This is a genomic window from Novosphingobium sp. SG720 (assembly GCF_012275365.1).
Classification (GTDB): Bacteria; Pseudomonadota; Alphaproteobacteria; order Sphingomonadales; family Sphingomonadaceae; genus Novosphingobium; species Novosphingobium rhizosphaerae.
Genome location: NZ_JAAZQN010000007.1, coordinates 250,642 through 269,660 on the forward strand (window position 1 = coordinate 250,642; position 19,019 = coordinate 269,660).

Consider the following 19,019-nt stretch of genomic DNA (forward strand, 5'->3'; position numbering starts at 1 on the left):
GGGCTGAATGGAATTTCAGCTTGGTCGCGATTTGTCGCGCCGCGCTTGATGCGGGCGGCGGGCTTCCCATGTCACAAGCATGATTTTACGCATGGAGCAGATCTGATGATCCGCAACGCACTGTTCGCCGCGCTGGCCCTGGCAGCCGCGCCGGCACTCGCCCAGGCGCCCACCGCGCCGGCCCCGGCAACGGCCGAAGCCTCGATCCCCTTCGTCAACCATGGCGGCATCCAGGATTGGCGCGCGCAAGGTGACAGCACCCTGTACGTGCAGGACCAGCACCGCCAGTGGTACCGCGCCACGCTGATGGCGCCGGCATTCGACCTGCCTTTCGTGGAAACGATCGGGTTTGATGGGCGCGGCACCGATACCTTCGATCGCTTTGCCAGCGTGCTGGTGCGCGGGCACAGCTATCCGGTGCAAAGCCTGGTCAAGGTGGATGGTCCGCCCTCGCGCGTGGCGCCCAAGGCCGCGCACACTGCAAGCAGCAGGCCCGCCGCCTGAGCCTTGCTTGCGCCGGTCGGCTTTGCCCCCTAGGGGGCAGGCCCATGGCAGATGGCTGGATCATTCTCGACAAGCCGCTGACCCTGGGCTCCACCCAGGGCGTGGCGGCGGTAAAGCGCAATGCCCGCACGCGCGGCTTGGGCAAGGCCAAGGTGGGCCATGGCGGCACGCTCGATCCGCTGGCCACCGGCGTGCTGCCGATCGCGCTGGGCGAGGCGACCAAGCTGTGCGGGCGGATGCTCGACGCTAGCAAGACCTATGCCTTTACCGTGGTGTTCGGCGCGGAAACCGACACGCTCGACCTGGAAGGCGCGGTGATCGGCGAAAGCCCGGTGCGCCCTGCGCGCGCTGCGCTCGATGCCGCGCTCGCCGCGTTTACCGGCCCGATCGTGCAAGTGCCGCCGGCCTATTCCGCGCTCAAGGTGGATGGCCAGCGCGCCTATGACCTGGCCCGCGCGGGCGAAACGGTGGAACTGGCGGCGCGCAACGTCACGATCCACGCCTTGCGCGTGCTGGAAACCACCGGCCGCGCAGATGCGCTCGACAGCGCGACGCTGGAGGCCGATGTTTCCAAAGGCACCTATATCCGCAGCCTGGCGCGCGACTTGGCCCTGGCGCTGGGCACGCGCGGCCATGTGACCATGCTGCGCCGGTTGAAAGCCGGGCCGTTCACGCTCGATCAGGCGATTTCGCTGGACAAATTGAACGAATGGGGCCAAGGCGCGCCCCTTGAGAACGTGATCTTGCCTGTGGAGGCAGGGCTGGTCGACATCCCGGCTCTTGACCTCAACCCCGAACAGGCCGGGGCGGTCCGCCAGGGCCGCGTTCTATCGGGGTTGCCCTTTCCTGACGGGCTGTGGTGGGCGCGATGCGGCGGCAAGCCGGTCGCGCTGGTCATGCTGGCAGGCGGCGCCTTGCGCGTTGAACGGGGTTTCAATCTATAGCATGTCGCGGAGTGAATACTTATGTCGGTGACCCCGGAAAAGAAGCAGGAAATCATCCAGGACAACGCGCGCGCCGCCGGTGATACCGGTTCGCCCGAAGTTCAGGTGGCCATCCTCACCGAGCGGATCGTCAACCTCACCGAACACTTCAAGGGCCACCACAAGGACAACCATTCGCGTCGTGGCCTTCTGCAGATGGTGAACAAGCGTCGTTCGCTGCTCGACTACCTGAAGAAGAAGGATGTCGATCGCTACAACGCGCTGATCCAGAAGCTTGGTCTGCGTAAGTAAGTTCACAGACGGCCCGCCCCCGGCGGGCCGTTTTGTTTCAAGGTCCGCCAGCAAGGCTGGCGGCGGCCGCCCCAGGCGGGCGGTTTTGTATTTGATCCTCCGTCACGGTGGATCGACCAGGATGGGCTGCGAGCCGATGCAAAAGGCATTCGGCATCCCTGCAATCCATGGTAAGGCAAAGGGGCCTTGCGCAATTCGGCGCGGGCTCTGTGGGGCCAAGCCCCAGACCGGACCGGGACGGTATCCCCGGCAGCAAATCCCGCCGGCAATAGGGCCTGCGGGCCGAAGGAAAATTCATGTTCGACGTCAAGACCGTATCGCTGGAGTGGGGCGGAAAGACCCTCACCCTGGAAACCGGCCGTATCGCACGCCAGGCTGATGGCGCGGTGCTGGCCACTTATGGCGAAACCGTGGTGCTTTGCGCCGTGACCGCCGCCAAGTCGGTGAAGGAAGGCCAGGACTTCTTCCCGCTCACCGTGCACTATCAGGAAAAGTTTTCGGCCGCCGGCCGCATCCCCGGTGGCTTCTTCAAGCGTGAACGCGGCGCCACCGAAAAGGAAACGCTGGTTTCGCGCCTGATCGACCGTCCGGTGCGCCCGCTGTTCCCCGAAGGCTTCTACAACGAAGTCAACGTCATCGCCCAGGTGCTGAGCTATGACGGCGAGACCGAACCCGATATCGTCGCGATCATCGCCGCTTCGGCCGCGCTGACCATCTCGGGCGTTCCCTTCATGGGCCCGATCGGCGCCGCGCGCGTCGGCTTCAAGGATGGCGAATACCAGCTCAACCCGTCGCTGTCTGAAGCTGCCAGCGGCCGCCTCGACCTGGTCGTTGCCGCTACCGACACCGCCGTGATGATGGTGGAATCGGAAGCCAAGGAACTGACCGAGGAAGAAATGCTCGGCGCGGTGGTCTTTGCCCACCAGGAAAGCCGCAAGGTCGTCGGTGCGATCATCGAGCTGGCCGAAAAGGCTGCCAAGGATCCTTGGGAAATCGACCTGTCGGACAACACGGCCGACATCAAGGCGAAGCTCAAGAAGGGCGTCGGCGCCGATATCGCCGCTGCCTATCGCCTGACCGACAAGTCGGCCCGCTCCAACGCCCTGAACGAAGTGCGCGCCAAGGCCAAGACGCTGTTTGCGGATGAAACCCCGCAGACGCAGATGGTTGCGATCAAGACGCTCAAGAAGCTGGAAGCGGAAATCGTGCGCGGCGCCATCCTCAAGGACGGCCAGCGTATCGACGGCCGCACGGTCACGCAGGTCCGCCCGATCGAATCGATCGTCGGCTTCCTGCCGCGCACCCATGGCTCGTCGCTGTTCACCCGTGGCGAAACCCAGGCCATCTGCACCACCACCCTTGGCACCAAGGATGCGGAGCAGATGATCGACGGTCTCGACGGGCTGACCTACCAGCGCTTCATGCTGCACTACAACTTCCCCCCCTATTCGGTGGGTGAAGTGGGCCGCTTCGGCGCTCCGGGTCGTCGTGAAGTGGGCCATGGCAAGCTCGCCTGGCGCGCGCTCAACCCCGTGCTGCCCACCAAGGACGAGTTCCCCTACACGATCCGCGTGCTCTCCGACATTACCGAATCCAACGGCTCCTCGTCGATGGCCACGGTGTGCGGCGGCTGCTTGTCGATGATGGACGCCGGCGTTCCCATCGCGCGCCCGGTTTCGGGCATCGCCATGGGCCTGATCCTGGAAGGCAAGGACTTTGCCGTCCTGTCGGACATCCTGGGTGACGAAGACCACCTGGGCGACATGGACTTCAAGGTGGCCGGCACCAGCGAAGGCATCACCTCGCTGCAGATGGACATCAAGATCGCCGGGATCACCGAGGAAATCATGCGCAAGGCCCTGGCCCAGGCCAAGGAAGGCCGCGCGCACATCCTGGGTGAAATGACCAAGGCGCTGGGCACTGCCCGCACCGAACTGTCGGCCCATGCCCCGCGCATCGAAACGATCCAGATCGACAAGTCGAAGATCCGTGAAGTGATCGGCACCGGCGGCAAGGTCATCCGCGAAATCGTCGCGGAAACCGGCGCCAAGGTGGACATCGACGACGAAGGCCTGATCAAGATCTCGTCTTCGGATATCGCGCAGATCGAAGCGGCCAAGGCTTGGATCCTCGGCATCGTCGAAGAACCCGAAGTGGGCAAGGTTTACAACGGCAAGGTTGTGAACATCGTCGATTTCGGCGCTTTCGTGAACTTCATGGGTGGCAAGGACGGCCTCGTCCACGTGTCGGAAATGAAGAACGAGCGCGTGGAAAAGCCGGGCGACGTCGTCAAGGAAGGCCAGGAAGTCAAGGTCAAGGTCCTCGAGATCGACAACCGTGGCAAGGTGCGCCTGTCGATGCGCGTGGTGGACCAGGAAACCGGCGAAGCGCTGGAAGACACCCGCCCGGCGCGCGAACCGCGTGAACCGCGCGGTGACCGTGGCGGCGATCGCGGTGACCGGGGCGGCGATCGTCGTGGCCCCCGCAGCGATCGCGGTCCGCGCCGCGATGGCGACCGTGGCCCCCGCCGCGAAGGTGGCGACCGCCCGCGTCGCGACCGTGACGAAGGCCCGGCCCCCGATCACATGCCGGCGTTCCTCAAGTCTGACGACTGAGGACAAGCCAGCCTGATGGCAACAAGGAAGGCTCGCACCCACCCGGTGCGGGCCTTTCTTGTATGAGGACGCTGCGTCAGGGTTTGATAGCCGGCACCGCAAGCGGGCTGGCGGGCGTGCACTTGGCGTGGGCATCGCGCTCTATCCGTCCCATGACGCCCAGCGTCATCACCTGGTGATCCGCAAGCATGCCGGTTCGCGGATCGAACGTGATCCGTCGTTGCTGGCTCGGCCAGGAGACATCGGCGAGCCTGATCGGCACGGCATGGCGCTGCGCGATGGGATAGGTTTCATTCGCGGTGCAGCGGTCATAGCAATAGGTGCCGGCCAAGAGGTCAGCATGAAAGGTCAGCGCATAGGGCAGGGTGCGCGGCGCCTGGGTGCCGACCTGCAAGGTTTCCGAACCGCTGCAGGCCTCGTCCAGCCGTGGCGCGGCGTGGGCGGCGATCGGGGCAAAAGCAAGCACGGACAACAGGATCTTCATGGCAATCTCCGTGCCTTTCGATCCCGATGCGAGCCTAGCAGATTTTCCCGTTTGCAAAAGAGTGGCGGTCACGATGAAGGCGCACGCCTCGCTTTGGCCAAGCTATTGGAATTCCTTCCCGAAGAAGGAATCGATATTGAACCACAAGGTCAATTCCTCGCCGCTATCCTGCGCGCTCTTGACCGTCATGACGTCGAAATTGTGGCCCTCGACATTGGACAGCGCCTGCCGCGTGGTCTTCATCCCACCCAGGGCCAGGAACGCATATTCCTCGTCGATGGTCACCGCGTTGAACGCATCCTGCGCGCTCTTGCCGGAATGGCCGCCCATGATCGAGCGGATCAGGCCATCGATGATGGTCTTTTCCTGCGCCGCCTCCGCCGTGCGGCCCAGCTTGATCAACGCCATGCGCGCCACGGCATGGGCAAACATGTCGACCCACACGTCCTTGAGCCGTGCCTGCGCCAGCGCGAGGCTCCGCGCGGGTGCGCTGTCGAGCGCGGCATCTGCCTTGGGCAGATCGTCCCAGCGCGGAAAGGCATAGTGGTGGCTGATCGCGGCCTGTTGGCGCAGGAACAGATAGTCCACGTCGGCAGCACCGCTCTGGGCGCGGGCAATGGCCGCCTCATAGCCCTGCCGATCGAACGCCTCCTTGGCCAAACCTGTCTGAGGCACGGCCCAAGCCAGAAGGGCAACCGAGACTGAGGCGCAGAACTTGAACCATGGGTTTGGATAAGGCACGGACGCGCTCCCTTCGATCGGCAGGGTGCCATCACAGGCCTTGGGCAACAAATACATATCGCGCCAGATCGGCGTGATCGCGACGCGATTGGCTATCTGGTCACTGGCCACGCGCGGTCGGTCAGCATCACGCGATTGCGGCCGCCGCCCTTGGCAGCGTAGAGCGCCCCGTCCGCGGCGGTCAGCGCGCTTTCCAGGTCGCCACAGGCAATGGCATCGGCGATACCACCTGAAAACGTCACTGGCCCGAACGGCACGTCGGTGGTGCGATTGATGAGGCGGCGTTCCGCCATCCTGGCGCGCGCGGAATTGAGCAGCGCCAAGGCCTGGCCAGGGCTGCGGCCAGGAAACAGCACGCCGAATTCCTCCCCACCGATCCGGCCCACGATGCAGCCGGCCTCGCGCAGCACGCCCAGGGTTTCTGCCACCACCTTGAGCACGCGGTCGCCGGCAGTGTGGCCGTGCCGATCGTTGATCCGCTTGAAATGGTCGATGTCGACCACGCCCAGGCACAGCGGCGCGGCTGTGGCGCGGGCTGTCTCCAGCGCCTGGGCGAACTGGCGTTCGAACGCGCGCCGGTTGGCCAAGCCGGTCAGGTGATCCTCATCGGCCACCCGCTGCACTTGTTCCAGGGTGCTCTGCAGTTCGGCCGTACGCTTACGGCTGGCGGCCAGCTCGGCATGCAACTGGCCTGCCTGCGCCAGCATGGCGCGCGTCGCTTCGGCCAGGCTGCGCACCAGCGCCTTGTCGGCGCCCGCCTTGGCCATTTCTCCCAGGTGCGCTTGCAGGCTATCGGCAAAATCGCCGCTCGCCTGCATGGCGCCATGGGTGCTGCGATCGAAGGCGGTCAGGCTTTCGCGCACATGGCACAGTAGCGTGACGAGCTGTTCGGCCGCCAGGTCTTGCGCGGGATGGCGCAGGGCTTGCTCCAGCCAGGCAAGGTCCACCGGCAGGCCGGCACCGATCCGCTGAATCAGCAGTTCGGCCAAGCGCGGATTGGCCCCGGTCACGCAATCGTGCGCCATGACCAGGGTGAACGGTGTGATCGGCAGGTCGTGATCGATCAATAGCGCGGCGAGGCGCGCCAGCAGCGCCCGGCGCGCCGCAAGCGTTTCGGCCACGCCGGCCACGTCGGCAGACGCGTGCGGTTCAGGGCCAAGGCCCAGCCTGTGCCACAGGCGCTGGAAAGGGCTCTCTGCCCACCGGTCTTGCTTGGCCATGCGCGCCAGAACGACAAGGCCGCGTCCCGGTTAAGGGCGCGGCCTTGCGTTATTTTCGGCAATGGTACGACGGGGCCCGGCGGCTATGCCAGGCCCCGTGGATCAGCGCACGCGCGGGCCGCCAAACGGCATCGGCGGGGGCGGGCGGCGATGGCCACGCGGCAACTGCGCCTGATAGGCGCGGCCGCAGTGTTCCACGCAGTAAGGGAAGCCAGGGTTCACCTTTTCGCCGCAGAAATGGAAGTCCGGCTCGCCCGGGTGCCCCATCGGCCAGCGGCAGATGCGATCGTTGAGATCGAGCAAGCTGGTCTTGTCGGCGATTTCCGGGCTCGGGCGTGCGGGCACTAGGCGGCGCGGCGGCGCGGGCGGGATCGGCGCTTGCTGGTCGCCAGGGCCTTGGCGCAGGAAGCCGCCAGGGCCGACCGAAACCACGCGCGGTGCAGGCGGGGTGGGTGCGTCCGTCGCCGGCGCAGCGCTGGCAGGCGCCGGGGCGGCGGGGGCTGCCGGGGCAGGGCGGGCCACCGGGGCGGCCGGGGCCGGGCGCGCTTCCACCGGCGCGGGCGCCGGGGCAGGCTTGGGCGCTGCCGGACGCGCTTCCACCGGCGCTGGCGCCGCTGCGGGTGCAGTCGGCTTGGCCGGCTTGGGCGCCGCGGCGGTCGCCTCGGTCTTGTCGTTGGCCTTGACCGGGGAAGGCCGCGCCTTCAGCCCCAGCCTGTGGGCCTTGCCGATCACGGCGTTGCGGCTGACCCCGCCAAGTTCCTCGGCGATCTGGCTGGCGGTGGCTCCGCCTTCCCACATCTTGGTCAGTTTCTCGATCCGCTCGTCGGTCCAGCTCATCCGTTCGAAAACCTTTGCATGGGCCAAGGGGATTGCCCCTTGCCCTTTCATTGTCTTGCCATCGGCCCGTGCGCGCGATACCGCGCAGCCCATGGCCAATCAATTCCCGTCTCCCACCGGAGAAACGAAACCGCTTGACGCCGGCAACACCTTTGCAGGCGCCGCCGCCGGTCATGCCTATGGGCATCTAGCCGGTTTCCCGCCGCCCGGACAGCCGATTTTCCGCAGCTTCAATAGTGTCGGGCTCTGGACCCTCTATATGAAGGAGGTGCGGCGGTTCTTCAAGGTGCAGACCCAGACGATCTGGGCCCCGGCCGTAACCACGCTGCTCTACCTGATGATTTTCACGCTCGCGCTGGGTGGTGGCGGCCGCGTGGTGCTGGGCGTGCCCTTCGCCAGCTTCGTGGCCCCGGGCCTGATCGCCATGGGCATGATCAACAATGCCTTTGCCAATGCCAGCTTTGGCCTGCTGGGCGGCAAGATCCAGGGCACCATCATCGATTACCTGATGCCGCCGATTTCCGAAGGCGAACTGCTGGCGGCCATGGTCGGCGCGGCGGTGACGCGGGCGATCCTGGTGGGCCTGGCCGTGGCGGCTGCGATGATGTTCTGGCCGGGCGTCTCGCTCGTGGTGCGGCACCCCTGGGCGGTGGTATGGTTCGGCCTGATGGGCGCGATCCTGCTCTCGCTCATCGGGGTTGCCACCTCGCTTTGGGCGGAAAAGTTCGATCACAACGCGGCGGTGACCAATTTCATCATCACCCCGATGTCGATGCTGTCGGGCACGTTCTACGTGATCGACCGGCTCGCGCCGGCGTTCCAGACCGTGAGCCGGATGAACCCGATCTTCTACGTGATCTCGGGCTTCCGCTATGGCTTCCTGGGGCAGAGCGACATCGGCAGCAGCAACATGGCCGTGCTGCACGGCGCGATCGGCCTGGGCGTGCTCAACCTGGTGCTGGGCCTTATTGTCTATGGCCTGCTGCGCTCGGGCTGGAAGCTCAAGGCCTGAAATTTTCACGGATACGAAAAAGGGCGCCGTTCCCATGGGAAAGGCGCCCTTTTTCGTGTACCGCGCAGATCAGTGCGACAGGCTGCGCCTTAGCCGATAGCGCCCGTCGGTAAAGCCTTCGAACATCTCGCGCAGCGAGGGATGGTCGACCGGCCCGGCTTCCGCATCGGCCGCCAGGTTCTGCTGGCTGACATAGGCGACGTAGCTGCTCTCGTCGTTCTCGGCGAGCAGGTGGTAGAAGGGCTGCTCGCGCATCGGTCGCATGTCTTCGGGAATGGATTCGTACCATTCCTCGCTGTTGGCAAAGACCGGGTCGATATCGAAGACCACGCCGCGAAATCCGAACAGGCGGTGGCGCACCACATCCCCGATCGCAAAGCGTGCCTCGCTTACCGCCGGAACGGAAATCTGGCGGCCGGCCTGGGGCGAAAAGTAACTGGTATTTTCGGCAAAGATCGACATGGGGTGAATATAGGTTTGCGGCAGGTGCGAAACAAGCAAGGCTTTTGGGGAATATGCGCCTGGGGATAACTCCTGTTTCCTCTTGGCAAGCCCGGAATCGTGCGCTAGTGGCGCGGTCCTCGACCGGGGCGGCGCCAGCGCCGCCTTCACACGGCACTTCATGGAGAGGTGGCAGAGTGGTCGAATGCGCCGCACTCGAAATGCGGTGTACGGGCAACCGTACCGTGGGTTCGAATCCCACCCTCTCCGCCATGTGCCCCCTCCGGCAGCCCGCCGGGCTACCCTAAAATACGACTCAAGGCACGGAAAAATAAGCGTTTTTTGAAACCGCCTATTTTCGCTGGGCGAGCCGTTGAAGTGCGAAGTGTGGGCTAGAGTGTGGGCTAGCGCAGGGACGGTCGGTTTGAAATCGGACCTTCCAGTGATAGATTCCGGGCATGGGAAAGCTCACCAACTCCATGGTCAACGCGTTAAGCGAACCTGGTCGCTATGCTGATGGCGAGGGGTTGTATCTGCGCATTTCGCCTGCCGGTGGCAGGAAGTGGATGTTGCGGATCCAGATCCACCGTACACGCAACGACATTACCATCGGCGATGCTCGGCACATCTCGCTGAAGGCCGCCCGGCTCGAAGCGGCCGCCCTGCGCGCGCAGGTTGCGAAAGGTGGCGATCCGGCCGAGGAGCGGCGCAAGGCCAAGAAAGTGATCCCTCGGTTCGAGGAGGCAGCCCGACGGGCCCATGCCGAGATGTGCAAGGGCTGGAAAAACGGCAAGCACCAGCAGCAGTGGATCAAAACGCTGGAACTTTATGCCTTTCCCAAGCTGGGCAAGCGCACGGTCGACAAGATCGATGGGCCGATGATCCGCGATGTCTTGGCCGAAATCTGGCTGGATATTCCCGAAACCGCGCGCCGGGTGCGGCAACGGATCGGTGCGGTGCTGGACTGGTGCTATGCCAAGGGGTTGCGTGACAGCGAAGCGCCGATGCGCTCACTCGCGCGCGGCTTGCCGCGCCAGCCCAAGCGCAAGGGGCATTTTGCCGCGCTGCCCCATTTCGAGGTTCCGGCCTTTCTGGAGACCCTGCGTGCCAAGCCGAGCAGCGCCGGCGCGCTGGCCCTTGAATTGCTTATCCTGACCACGGTCCGTTCGGGCGAGGTCCGGCATGCGCTCTGGTCGGAAGTGGACGATGATCTGACGATCTGGACCATTCCGGCCGAGCGCATGAAGATGGGTGTGGAGCATATCGTGCCGCTTTCGCGCCAGGCCGCCGACGTGCTGCGTCGTGCCAGGCAACTGGCGATCGACGACAGCATGTATATCTTTCCAGGACCGATTTCGGGTGCGGCCTTGACGGATATGGCGTTGCTCGAACTGGTGCGCGGCATGGACATCCCTGTGACGGTCCATGGCTTTCGCTCGAGCTTTCGCGACTGGGTTGCCGATGAAACCGACACTGCCGATGAGGTGGCCAAAGCTTGCCTCGCGCATTCCATCGGCAACAAGACCAAGGCAGCCTACTTGCGCACGGACTTTTTCCGCAAGCGGCGTGGGCTGATGCAACTCTGGGCGGACCATTGCCTGCCTCCGGCCCGTATCGCGGCCGTGCCCGCGCAGCATGTGGCAACTGTCCAGCAGGCGCTGGCTTCGCCCGTGCCAGTTCGCGCCGTCGTCTCTGTCTCTCATGCCAAGGACGCAGCTATGATCCCTCCTGGTCTTTTCTCGCAAAGGTCGGCAGGCCGTGCCTGGTGGTCGCCGAGCGCGCTGGCATCGGTTTGCGCGCAGGGTGAGCGTGGTCCATGGCCCACCGGCGCCGACGATCGGGCCCATCCTGCCCGGTTCGCGCCGATGCCTTGTCGGCAGTGCCGCGCCGGCAATGGGCGGCGTGGCCTGGTTTGGTATTGGGCAGGGCGGTCCAGCGGCATGCGCTGCGTCGTGCGCAGCATCACGGTGATGCCGGCGCGGCTGCTGGTTTGCGGCCTGGCCTCGCCGACCGCAGTGGCCCAGGCAAAACCGCTGACTGGCTTGTCCCCAGCGGCACCGCCGGACCGGTCGCCCTGGGCGCCGCTTGTCGCCGAAGCCGCCGCGCGGTTCGCCGTGCCCGAAACCTGGCTGGCCGCGATCCTCGCTGCTGAAAGCGGTGGCGATCCTGCGGCCGTGTCGCCGGCCGGTGCGATGGGCTTGATGCAACTCATGCCGGACACCTGGCGCGCGCTGTCCCGCACTTATGGATTGGGCGAGGATCCCTTCGCACCGCGAGCCAATATCCTGGCCGGCGCGGCTTATGTCCGGGTGCTGCGCGATCGCTATGGCCGTCCCGGCTTTCTGGCGGCCTACAACGCCGGGCCGACCCGCTACGACGCCTATCGTCGCGGCCTTCGCCCCTTGCCTGCCGAGACCCTGCGCTATGTGGCCCGGCTGTCCGCTCGGCTCGCCTTGTCGGGGGATCTCGGCACCACTGTGCCGGCGGCGCAGGACGAGCACGCGGCAATGCCAGACTGGCGTGCCGTCCCACTGTTCTCTTCGCCCCGGCCGCTTGGCGGAACGGACCGGTCGACGTATCCCGCCAGCGTTGACGCGCTTCGGGTGCCGCCGCGCGACAGTCTGTTTCCACGCGAACTGCGGAAAGGCCGGCCATGATGGTGCGGATGGCACAGGTTCGTGCCGGGGGCGCCGATCGCCGGCGTGATGCCGGTCGCATTTTCGGTCAGCTGATTGGCGCGATGAGACGCCGCAAAATTCACCCGAAGCGGTTCGATGAATGAAGGGGCACTTCAGACGGTAATGGACAGGACAGTGAACGACCGGAATCGCGGCGGACCCAGCGGCGAGTCGCGTGGCGCTGAAACTGGCAAGTGTCGACCAGATTACCACCTGCCCATCTTCCGTCTGAAACGTCTGCGTTTACCGAAAGCCTTCCCTAGCGGCTGTCAGCCCTGTACATCAAGCGAGGTGGCTACCTCCTTCCAGCGCTCGGCGTTGTCGCGTAGCGCGTTGGCCTTCGCCATGAAAACGCGATAGCCTTCCGAACCGCCCGCTAGCCAGACCGGCGGCGCCTTATTTGAGGCCAGGTCGATGATCGCCAATGCGAACTTTTGCGGATCACCGGCCTGAAGGTGATTGTTAGCGTCGAGCGCTTCAATGCGTGCGGTCGAAAAGGCGGCGTAGTCCGCAATCTTAATGTCACCGTATCGGACAGAGCTGCGATCAAGGAAATCCGTGCGGAAGCGGCCCGGATAGACGCAAGTGACCTTGATCCCGAACAGCGCCAGTTCCTCCGCCAGAGCCTCGGACCAGCCGCTGACCGCATGCTTGCTCGCGCAGTAGATGGATGATCCCGCGCCCCCGCTCATGCCGGCGATCGAGGAAATGGTGATGATGTGGCCTGCTCGCTGGCGTCGCATGATCGGCAAAACCGCACGGGTCACATCAAACACCCCGAACACGTTCGTGTCGAACTGGCGGACGAGCTGATCGCGGGACACTTCCTCGAATGCCCCGAGCTGACCGTAGCCGGCATTGTTCACCAGCACATCGATCCTGCCGAAACGCTCGACCGCATCGCGCACCGCAGCCTCGATCGACGCGGGCTGCGTGACATCAAGCGTCAGCGCAAAAAGCCGCTCATGATCGCCTTGCAGGGCATCGACAATGTGCCGGCGAATCCTGGCCGTCGCGATTACCTTGTGACCGGCGGCCAGCGCAGCGCGGGCCATTTCCAGGCCAAAGCCACGGCTTGCACCGGTGATAAACCATGTCTGCATAATGAAATTCCGTTGAAGGCTCCCCGGCTACCCCACAAAGGGGCAGCCGGAAAGGTGGTGTCATTTGATCGAGTAGCCGCCATCCACCATGAGGATGTGACCCACGACAAAGCTCGATGCGTCAGAGGCGAGCCATAGCACGGCTTCCGCGACTTCCTCCGGCTTGCCGGTGCGACCGATCGGATGCGCGGCCCGGATCGGCTCCATGATGCTGTCCGATCCTGCCAGCTCCACAAAGCGGTCGATCATCGGGGTGTCGATCGTCCCCGGGCCGACTGCGTTGATGCGGATGCCCTGTTTCGCATAGTCCAGCGCAGCGCCCCGCGTGAGGCCGAGGACGGCATGTTTGGAGCCTGCATAGGTCGTAAGGCCGGGGATGCCGACGACGGCCGACATCGATCCCATGTTGACGATCGTGCCACCGCCTTGCCTGAGCATCTGGCCGATCTGAGCACGCATCGACAGCCATACGCCGCGCGCGGTTACGTCGAAAATCTCGTCGTAGGTGCCGGAAGGCTGCTCCGCGAGTGGCGCCGAATTTTGCGTCAGGCCCGCATTGTTGAAGGCGATGTCAAGCCGCGCGAATTCTGTCACGGTCTGGCTGACAAGGGCCTGCACCTCGCCCTCCTTGCTCACATCGGTCTTGACAAAGATCGCTACGCCGCCTGCATCGCGAATGAGCTTGACGGTTTCCTCGCCCGCGTCGGGGTTGACATCCGAGACGACGACCTGCGCGCCTTGTCGTGCGAACGCCAGGGCGGTCGTCCTGCCGATGCCCGAACCAGCGCCGGTTACGAGGGCAACTTTGCCCTTAAGTTCGGAATATTGGGGCATGCGTTGATCCTTCTTCGCTTGGGAGGTGCGTTAATGGCGTCAGGCCGCAACGCGCTCGTCGGCGGGGCGGTATGGGGGGTAATCGACATATCCATGGGCGCCGCCCTCATAATATGTCGCGCGATCAGGCTGGTTGAGCGGCCAGTCGTGACGCAAACGGGCGACCAGATCGGGATTGGCGATGAACGGCTGGCCGAAGCCGGCAAGGTCGATGACGCCGTTGGTGATAAGCTCGTTCGCCCGGGACTTCGTCATTCCACCGTCGAGCAGGATTGCCGTATGCGGCGCGACCACGCGCCATTTGATGAGCAATTCCTTGATGAGCTCGCTTGTCGGCTTCTGGCCGGCGGGGGTGTTGAAGAACCCCGTCTGATCCATCACGTGAAAGTAGGCGATCCCACGTTCACCCAGGGCTTTGCCCAGAGCGACGTAGGTTTCTTCCGCGTCATCGAACATCGGCACCGAACCGATGACCCCATAAGGCGTAAGTCGGATGCCGACACGGTGCGCGCCGATCGCCGCGCTGACGGCATCGACGACTTCAAGGGTGAAGCGCATCCGCCCTTCGATCGTCGCGGCCGAGTAGCGATCCGTCCGGTCGTTGATATTCGGGTTAAGAAACTGATCGAACAGGTAGCCGTTTGCCGCGTGAAGTTCGATCCCATCGAAGCCCGCAGCCATCGCATTGCGTGCTGCAACTGCAAAGTCCTCGACAACGCGCGCCACTTCGTCAGTTTTTAGTGCGCGGGGGCAGGATGCCGGGACAAAGCCGATCGTCCCGTCATCGCCGCGGCCGAACGCCATCGCGCCTTCAGCCACCCGATCGGTCGAACTGACTGGGGCGCGACCATAGGGCTGGTTCGAGGTGTGGGCTATGCGCCCGACATGCCAGAGCTGGATGAACATGCGACCGTCGACTGCGTGAACCGAGTCCGTGACCCGCCGCCATCCGGCTATCTGTTCGGGCGTGAAGATGCCGGGATTGTGGAAATATCCTTGGCCCTCCTGTGAAATCGGCGATCCTTCCGACACGATCAGGCCAGCAGTCGCACGTTGGGTGTAGTAGAGCGCGACAAGATCCGTGGCGGCATCGTCGGGACCGCGCGAGCGGGTCAGTGGTGCCATGAAGACGCGGTTCGGCAGCTTCAGGCCGGACAGGTCGAAAGGTTTGAAAAGGGCTTCCATAATGCGCGCCTCGCGATTGGTGATGCTCGCAATTTATGGCCTCCAGCATGATATGAAAAACGGCTATAATTCTGTTCAAAAGAGAATATAATTCTACCATGCGTGTCCAGGTCGAAAGCATCGCCGCCATTCAGGCTTTTGTGCTGGCGGCGGAGAAGCGGAGCTTCAAACTCGCCGGTCAGACGATGGGGCTGACACCTTCCGCGATCGGCAAGGCCATCCAGAAGCTCGAAGAGCAGCTATCGGTTCAGCTATTCCATCGGTCGACGCGATCGATCGCGATCACCGACGAAGGGACGCTGGTCCTGGATCGCTGCCGTCGTATCCTCAGCGAGATCGAAGCCGCCCAGGCGGAAGTTTCCAATGCCCGCGCTGCGCCGCAAGGACGGTTGAAAATCGGCCTCCCGGTCGAGCCAACGCTGTTGCTGCCGGTGATCACCGCGTTCCACGAGGCCTATCCGAACATCCAACTCGATCTCGACATCAACGATCGGTTCGTCGACGTGATCGACGAGGGTTTCGACGCGGTTATTCGTTCTGGCGCGCCAGCCGATAGCCGTTTGCGGCATCGAAAACTTGGAGAGTTCGGATGGAGCTTCGTGGCGTCCCCAGGATACGTCGAGCGATCAGGCGTGCCGGAATCCCTTGCGGATCTGGCGGGCCACGCCTGTTTACGCCAGCGCCTCGCGGAAACCGGGCGGCTGCTACCTTGGCCAGCTCTCGCGAATGGCGAAGCGTCACTACCTGATGCGACCATCACCGCGACCATGATGGAGCCACTTCTTGAACTTGCGATCCGAGGGAGAGGCATCGCGCATCTGCCCGATTTTGCAGTGCGACCGAGCATGGAAAAGGGGCTGCTCGTCGAGCTTTTGCCGGGAATGGTCCAGGAAACCGGGGCGCTGCACATTCTATGGCCCGCGAGCCAGTACCCCTTGCCAAAGGTGCGCGTCTTCGTTGACTTCATGTCTACGCACGTTGCTCGTTGGCTACAGCGTTAAATGTCAGCAAGGGGTGGCCGGGCGAGGAAATGGCCACCCTGTTGCGGTTGGCACCGGCAGGTCGTGACAGCCCAGTCACAAGACGAAAAGCTAAACTTAGGATGAACCGACGGCTTCCGGATTAAGCGGCCATTCGCCGAAGCCTTTGTTCATGCCCGCTATGTCCCAGACCCCGGCATTCCCCTGCACTGCGATCGCGGTGAACGTACTACTGGTTCCGACGCCGCAGCCAGGGCCTCTGAACGTCAGCAATGAGGGCGGAGTTCCGCGCTCCCGCATGCCATATGCAAATCGTAGAACCTGTCACCACCCCCCAAAGATAGCTGGCTTCCAGAATGTGGAAGCGTGAAATCGTTCCGGTGACATGGGTTCCGTTCCATGCGCAAAGCAACCCTTGATCACACCTTCCACATCGGAAGCTTCGCTGACCGTCAGCTCTGAGCGATGGGCAACTGCACATGTGCGCTCTGGGATGGCCACTTGATACGCCGCTCCTAATTCGTGCTGAAACAGTCCAGGGATCAGCAGCCTCGAAGGCCCAAAGGCGTCAGCCTGCAGCATGACTTTCATGAAAGGGCGCCCTTCGCAGTCGAGTTTCTCGCCGTTTGCGCCGAGCTCGCTGGCGTTGCGAAGATTTTGGAATGCCATCCGCTGCCAATCGAGGCCTTTGCCATTCCACCAATCAGCCATCGCGAAGCTCACATAGGTCCAGGCATTACCGTCGCGCACTTCTGCCCAGGCAAGCGCAAAGGGCGTTTCGTTGATGGGAATGCAGGGCCCAACCCAATCCAGATCCAGAATCTCGCCCGGCAGGATTATGGGGTAGACATGGTCCAGATCCCGCAGTTCAACCGGCACCTCCAGAGCGGCTTCTAGCAGCGCCAGACGTTGCCGTTCGTTCCGACGCTCTTTCCGATCCTGCCACCAGCGCTTCAACATGATATTCTTATTAGAAGGGATTCGCAGGGCCGCAATGTTTCATACCTAACCCCGTACGGTATGTACGAATGACCGCCAAACGCATCGGCATGACACCTTGGGGCTCAGGCTTGCTGGATAGCCATGGCAAAACGCTCCGCCAGACCGTAGCCATGCAGAGTCCTAAGGTAAGTGTAAGTGCCGAAGCTCGTTGGGAAGCGGGCCAGCTACGCGTGCCGCTGGTGATCAGAAGACAGTGTATCAATGACGCGCTTGAGCCTTGGCGCGGTTACTGGTCCAACCTCGTTCGCGAACTCCGGAAAAAGGGGATACAGAGTGACTATGGACGAACTTTAGCCCGTTGCTGCTTTACGGTAGTGCTTGGGCACGCCAGCATCGCCCCGCCATTGCTGCGGATCGGCGATGCATACGGCCGCGCTGTCACCCGCAGTTCACCGTATCTTCCCAGAAGATGAACGAAGGAGCGGTTTCGTGGTCGGCCTTCAGGCACTGCAACGTCTTCTTTCGCGGCGGCAATCACTTGAGCGTTGCGTTGGTGCGATGGAGGGGCAATAGGCACCCTATCGCCCAAATCGGTCGATTTGGACAAGACACCATTGCAGATATTACACTGGTGTGGAATGTCGTGCTGGGAAACAACTGGATATGGCAGAGGTATCCGGATTGGCGGACAATTCTTGGATTTTCTGGACCTCGCCTTTATGGATCGCTGCGGTAATCACGGCATCGGTATGGCATCGCCGTTCTAAAGGGAGGCCGACTTTCCCCCGAGTACTCGACGATGCTCAGTTTGCTGAGAAGGGCTGTTCGGGGAAGTCACTCCGGGGCCTGATGTCAAGGATAGGTGGCGCTAGCAACTGCCTCTTGGTGGTGGTGCGCGGTAAGCATCTTGTCGTGACGCCTCAATTCCCCTTCAACCTCATGTTCTTGCCTGAGATTCACGGCCTGGATCTTGAGGTCCCGACGGACGCAGTCTCTGCAATTACCCCAGTAACGACCTTCTTTCGCAAGGCGCTGAGGATAGAGTTCGAATATGGCGGCGTAGCGCCTATCGAGATTGTCGTGCATGATGAGAATGCTTTCGTAAATGCCGTCGGCCGACAGACCATCAAACATGGTGGTCGAGACCTCAAGGCGCCCGCTGGTACTAGAAAATCCCGAAGTCTCATTGGGATGCGGGTGTTTTTCGCAATATGGGGGGCGGGGGCGGTGTTCGCCGCTGTTACGGGGCTGCAGCAGGATTGGCATTACCGGCAGGTTGGCCTCGTAGCCGTGGCGACCTATGTCAATCCAGATGATCGGATTGATGGACAGGGTAAAATGGGCGTTCTGACTTACCAAGTGGGCGGCATCAGTCATCGGCTGACGTCGATCAGCGGTGTTGGCCTGTTCAAGGTCGGAGAACAGGAGCAAATATATTACTTACCTTCAGATCCGCGAGATGCCCGGGAAAGCGGGTACTTTCATTTCGATCTGTTGTGGCTTGGCCTTGGTTTAGCCGCCCTGACAATTTCGCTCTTCGGCGGTGCCTTTGCTCGGCGCATTTGGTGAGGCTGTAGCGACTCATGGCGTACGATCACCCAGTCCGCTCCTGCTAAAATTGCCTCCTACCAAGCCGACGATTAGTCGCCTTGGCATCGATCGAACGACGCGGGGATCATGAACGAAGGCTCGCTAACGCTTCTCGGTCCTGCGCCCGCGAATGTCGGAATTTGGGGCGGATTGAGGCTTGCGCATCCTGCAGCGATTACAACCAGTAACGACTACAGCGTTCCACATCGGATTTGCTCAAGAGAGTTCTGGCTTTTGCGCGATGGTTAGGGGTTGCTGCGGTTTCGCTTTATGCCGCGTCACCTTTGACAGAACGGCTTCGAGAACCGGCGTCATCGTGCCCAGCCGCTTGGCGTTGATCGCCAGATCCCACAGCGGCTCGAACTTCTTCCAGCCTGCTGCGTAGGCGAAATGCTTCACCCTGTGCTTCGTGCTGTCGTGTGTCAGCGCGCTTTCTAGGATGTTGCGCCATGAATAAAACTGGCGGTAGGCGCGGTCATACCCCAGCTTGAGCTGCTCCGGGGTCAACTTGGCTGGCCGATAAACCGTAAGCGATGTGCTCAGGCCACGGCGGTCCAGGGCATGAGCTCTCCGACGGCGTTGGCTGGATGTCCGTTGGCGAGTTTGGCGAGGGTCTCT

General features: G+C 63.1%; 17 protein-coding genes, 1 tRNA gene and 1 pseudogene. 9 read left to right on the top strand and 10 right to left on the bottom strand.

The window, feature by feature from the left end; genetic code table 11:
• Nucleotides 1-105 precede the first annotated feature (105 nt).
• From FHW94_RS20910 to pnp, 4 genes are all read left to right on the top strand, one after another.
• Entirely contained in the window at nucleotides 106-504 is a 399-nt protein-coding gene (locus tag FHW94_RS20910; RefSeq protein ID WP_168557767.1) for a DUF6491 family protein, read from the top strand.
• A 44-nt stretch (nucleotides 505-548) separates the two neighbouring features.
• A complete protein-coding gene (truB, locus tag FHW94_RS20915; protein WP_168557768.1) occupies nucleotides 549-1,448 on the top strand; it encodes a tRNA pseudouridine(55) synthase TruB in 900 nt (299 codons plus the stop codon).
• A gap of 21 nt (nucleotides 1,449-1,469) precedes the next feature.
• Nucleotides 1,470-1,739: a 30S ribosomal protein S15 gene (gene rpsO / locus FHW94_RS20920; protein ID WP_022677134.1), complete on the top strand. Its 270-nt coding sequence runs from the start codon at nucleotides 1,470-1,472 to the stop codon at nucleotides 1,737-1,739.
• 296 nt (nucleotides 1,740-2,035) lie between these two features.
• Nucleotides 2,036-4,354 (top strand): polyribonucleotide nucleotidyltransferase, encoded by a 2,319-nt coding sequence (pnp, locus tag FHW94_RS20925; protein ID WP_168557769.1) that lies wholly within the window; start codon nucleotides 2,036-2,038, stop codon nucleotides 4,352-4,354.
• Between the two features lie 76 nt (nucleotides 4,355-4,430).
• Here the strand turns inward: pnp and FHW94_RS20930 are convergent, their stop codons facing one another.
• The 4 genes from FHW94_RS20930 to FHW94_RS20945 form a co-directional block, all read right to left on the bottom strand.
• Nucleotides 4,431-4,838, bottom strand: a complete 408-nt coding sequence (locus FHW94_RS20930; protein ID WP_168557770.1) for a hypothetical protein — start codon at nucleotides 4,836-4,838, stop codon at nucleotides 4,431-4,433.
• A 102-nt stretch (nucleotides 4,839-4,940) separates the two neighbouring features.
• Nucleotides 4,941-5,513 (bottom strand): hypothetical protein, encoded by a 573-nt coding sequence (locus tag FHW94_RS20935; protein WP_168557771.1) that lies wholly within the window; start codon nucleotides 5,511-5,513, stop codon nucleotides 4,941-4,943.
• Nucleotides 5,514-5,671: 158 nt separating this feature from the next.
• Nucleotides 5,672-6,799, bottom strand: coding sequence for a GGDEF domain-containing protein (locus FHW94_RS20940; protein WP_168557772.1), 1,128 nt, complete (start codon nucleotides 6,797-6,799; stop codon nucleotides 5,672-5,674).
• Nucleotides 6,800-6,901: 102 nt separating this feature from the next.
• Nucleotides 6,902-7,636 (bottom strand): GcrA family cell cycle regulator, encoded by a 735-nt coding sequence (locus FHW94_RS20945; RefSeq protein ID WP_168557773.1) that lies wholly within the window; start codon nucleotides 7,634-7,636, stop codon nucleotides 6,902-6,904.
• 91 nt (nucleotides 7,637-7,727) lie between these two features.
• Between FHW94_RS20945 and FHW94_RS20950 the strand changes: the two genes are divergently transcribed.
• On the top strand, nucleotides 7,728-8,648 hold the full coding sequence (locus FHW94_RS20950; protein WP_168557774.1) for an ABC transporter permease: 921 nt from the start codon (nucleotides 7,728-7,730) through the stop codon (nucleotides 8,646-8,648).
• 69 nt (nucleotides 8,649-8,717) lie between these two features.
• On the opposite strand, the gene hspQ is transcribed toward FHW94_RS20950, so the two are convergent.
• Nucleotides 8,718-9,110: a heat shock protein HspQ gene (gene hspQ / locus FHW94_RS20955; protein WP_168557775.1), complete on the bottom strand. Its 393-nt coding sequence runs from the start codon at nucleotides 9,108-9,110 to the stop codon at nucleotides 8,718-8,720.
• A 162-nt stretch (nucleotides 9,111-9,272) separates the two neighbouring features.
• On the opposite strand from hspQ, the gene FHW94_RS20960 reads away from it, so the two are divergent.
• Both FHW94_RS20960 and FHW94_RS23470 read left to right on the top strand, forming a co-directional pair.
• Nucleotides 9,273-9,362, top strand: a tRNA-Ser gene (locus FHW94_RS20960).
• A 206-nt stretch (nucleotides 9,363-9,568) separates the two neighbouring features.
• Complete coding sequence (locus FHW94_RS23470; protein ID WP_246866318.1) at nucleotides 9,569-11,746, top strand: transglycosylase SLT domain-containing protein; 2,178 nt, start codon at nucleotides 9,569-9,571, stop codon at nucleotides 11,744-11,746.
• A gap of 290 nt (nucleotides 11,747-12,036) precedes the next feature.
• Here FHW94_RS23470 and FHW94_RS20975 read toward each other — a convergent pair whose 3' ends face one another.
• The 3 genes from FHW94_RS20975 to FHW94_RS20985 are packed head-to-tail and all read right to left on the bottom strand — an operon-like array spanning nucleotide 12,037 to nucleotide 14,889.
• Nucleotides 12,037-12,870, bottom strand: a complete 834-nt coding sequence (locus FHW94_RS20975; RefSeq protein WP_210425790.1) for an oxidoreductase — start codon at nucleotides 12,868-12,870, stop codon at nucleotides 12,037-12,039.
• 60 nt (nucleotides 12,871-12,930) lie between these two features.
• A complete protein-coding gene (locus tag FHW94_RS20980; protein WP_168557776.1) occupies nucleotides 12,931-13,704 on the bottom strand; it encodes an SDR family oxidoreductase in 774 nt (257 codons plus the stop codon).
• A 39-nt stretch (nucleotides 13,705-13,743) separates the two neighbouring features.
• Nucleotides 13,744-14,889, bottom strand: coding sequence for an alkene reductase (locus FHW94_RS20985; RefSeq protein ID WP_168557777.1), 1,146 nt, complete (start codon nucleotides 14,887-14,889; stop codon nucleotides 13,744-13,746).
• A gap of 98 nt (nucleotides 14,890-14,987) precedes the next feature.
• Between FHW94_RS20985 and FHW94_RS20990 the strand changes: the two genes are divergently transcribed.
• A complete protein-coding gene (locus FHW94_RS20990; protein WP_168557778.1) occupies nucleotides 14,988-15,890 on the top strand; it encodes a LysR substrate-binding domain-containing protein in 903 nt (300 codons plus the stop codon).
• A gap of 303 nt (nucleotides 15,891-16,193) precedes the next feature.
• On the opposite strand, the gene FHW94_RS20995 is transcribed toward FHW94_RS20990, so the two are convergent.
• Nucleotides 16,194-16,829 (bottom strand): hypothetical protein, encoded by a 636-nt coding sequence (locus tag FHW94_RS20995; RefSeq protein WP_168557779.1) that lies wholly within the window; start codon nucleotides 16,827-16,829, stop codon nucleotides 16,194-16,196.
• Nucleotides 16,830-17,693: 864 nt separating this feature from the next.
• On the opposite strand from FHW94_RS20995, the gene FHW94_RS21000 reads away from it, so the two are divergent.
• Nucleotides 17,694-18,380: a hypothetical protein gene (locus FHW94_RS21000; RefSeq protein ID WP_168557780.1), complete on the top strand. Its 687-nt coding sequence runs from the start codon at nucleotides 17,694-17,696 to the stop codon at nucleotides 18,378-18,380.
• Nucleotides 18,381-18,617: 237 nt separating this feature from the next.
• On the opposite strand, the pseudogene FHW94_RS21005 reads toward FHW94_RS21000, so the two are convergent.
• Nucleotides 18,618-19,019, bottom strand: a pseudogene (locus FHW94_RS21005) (hypothetical protein); the annotation flags it as partial.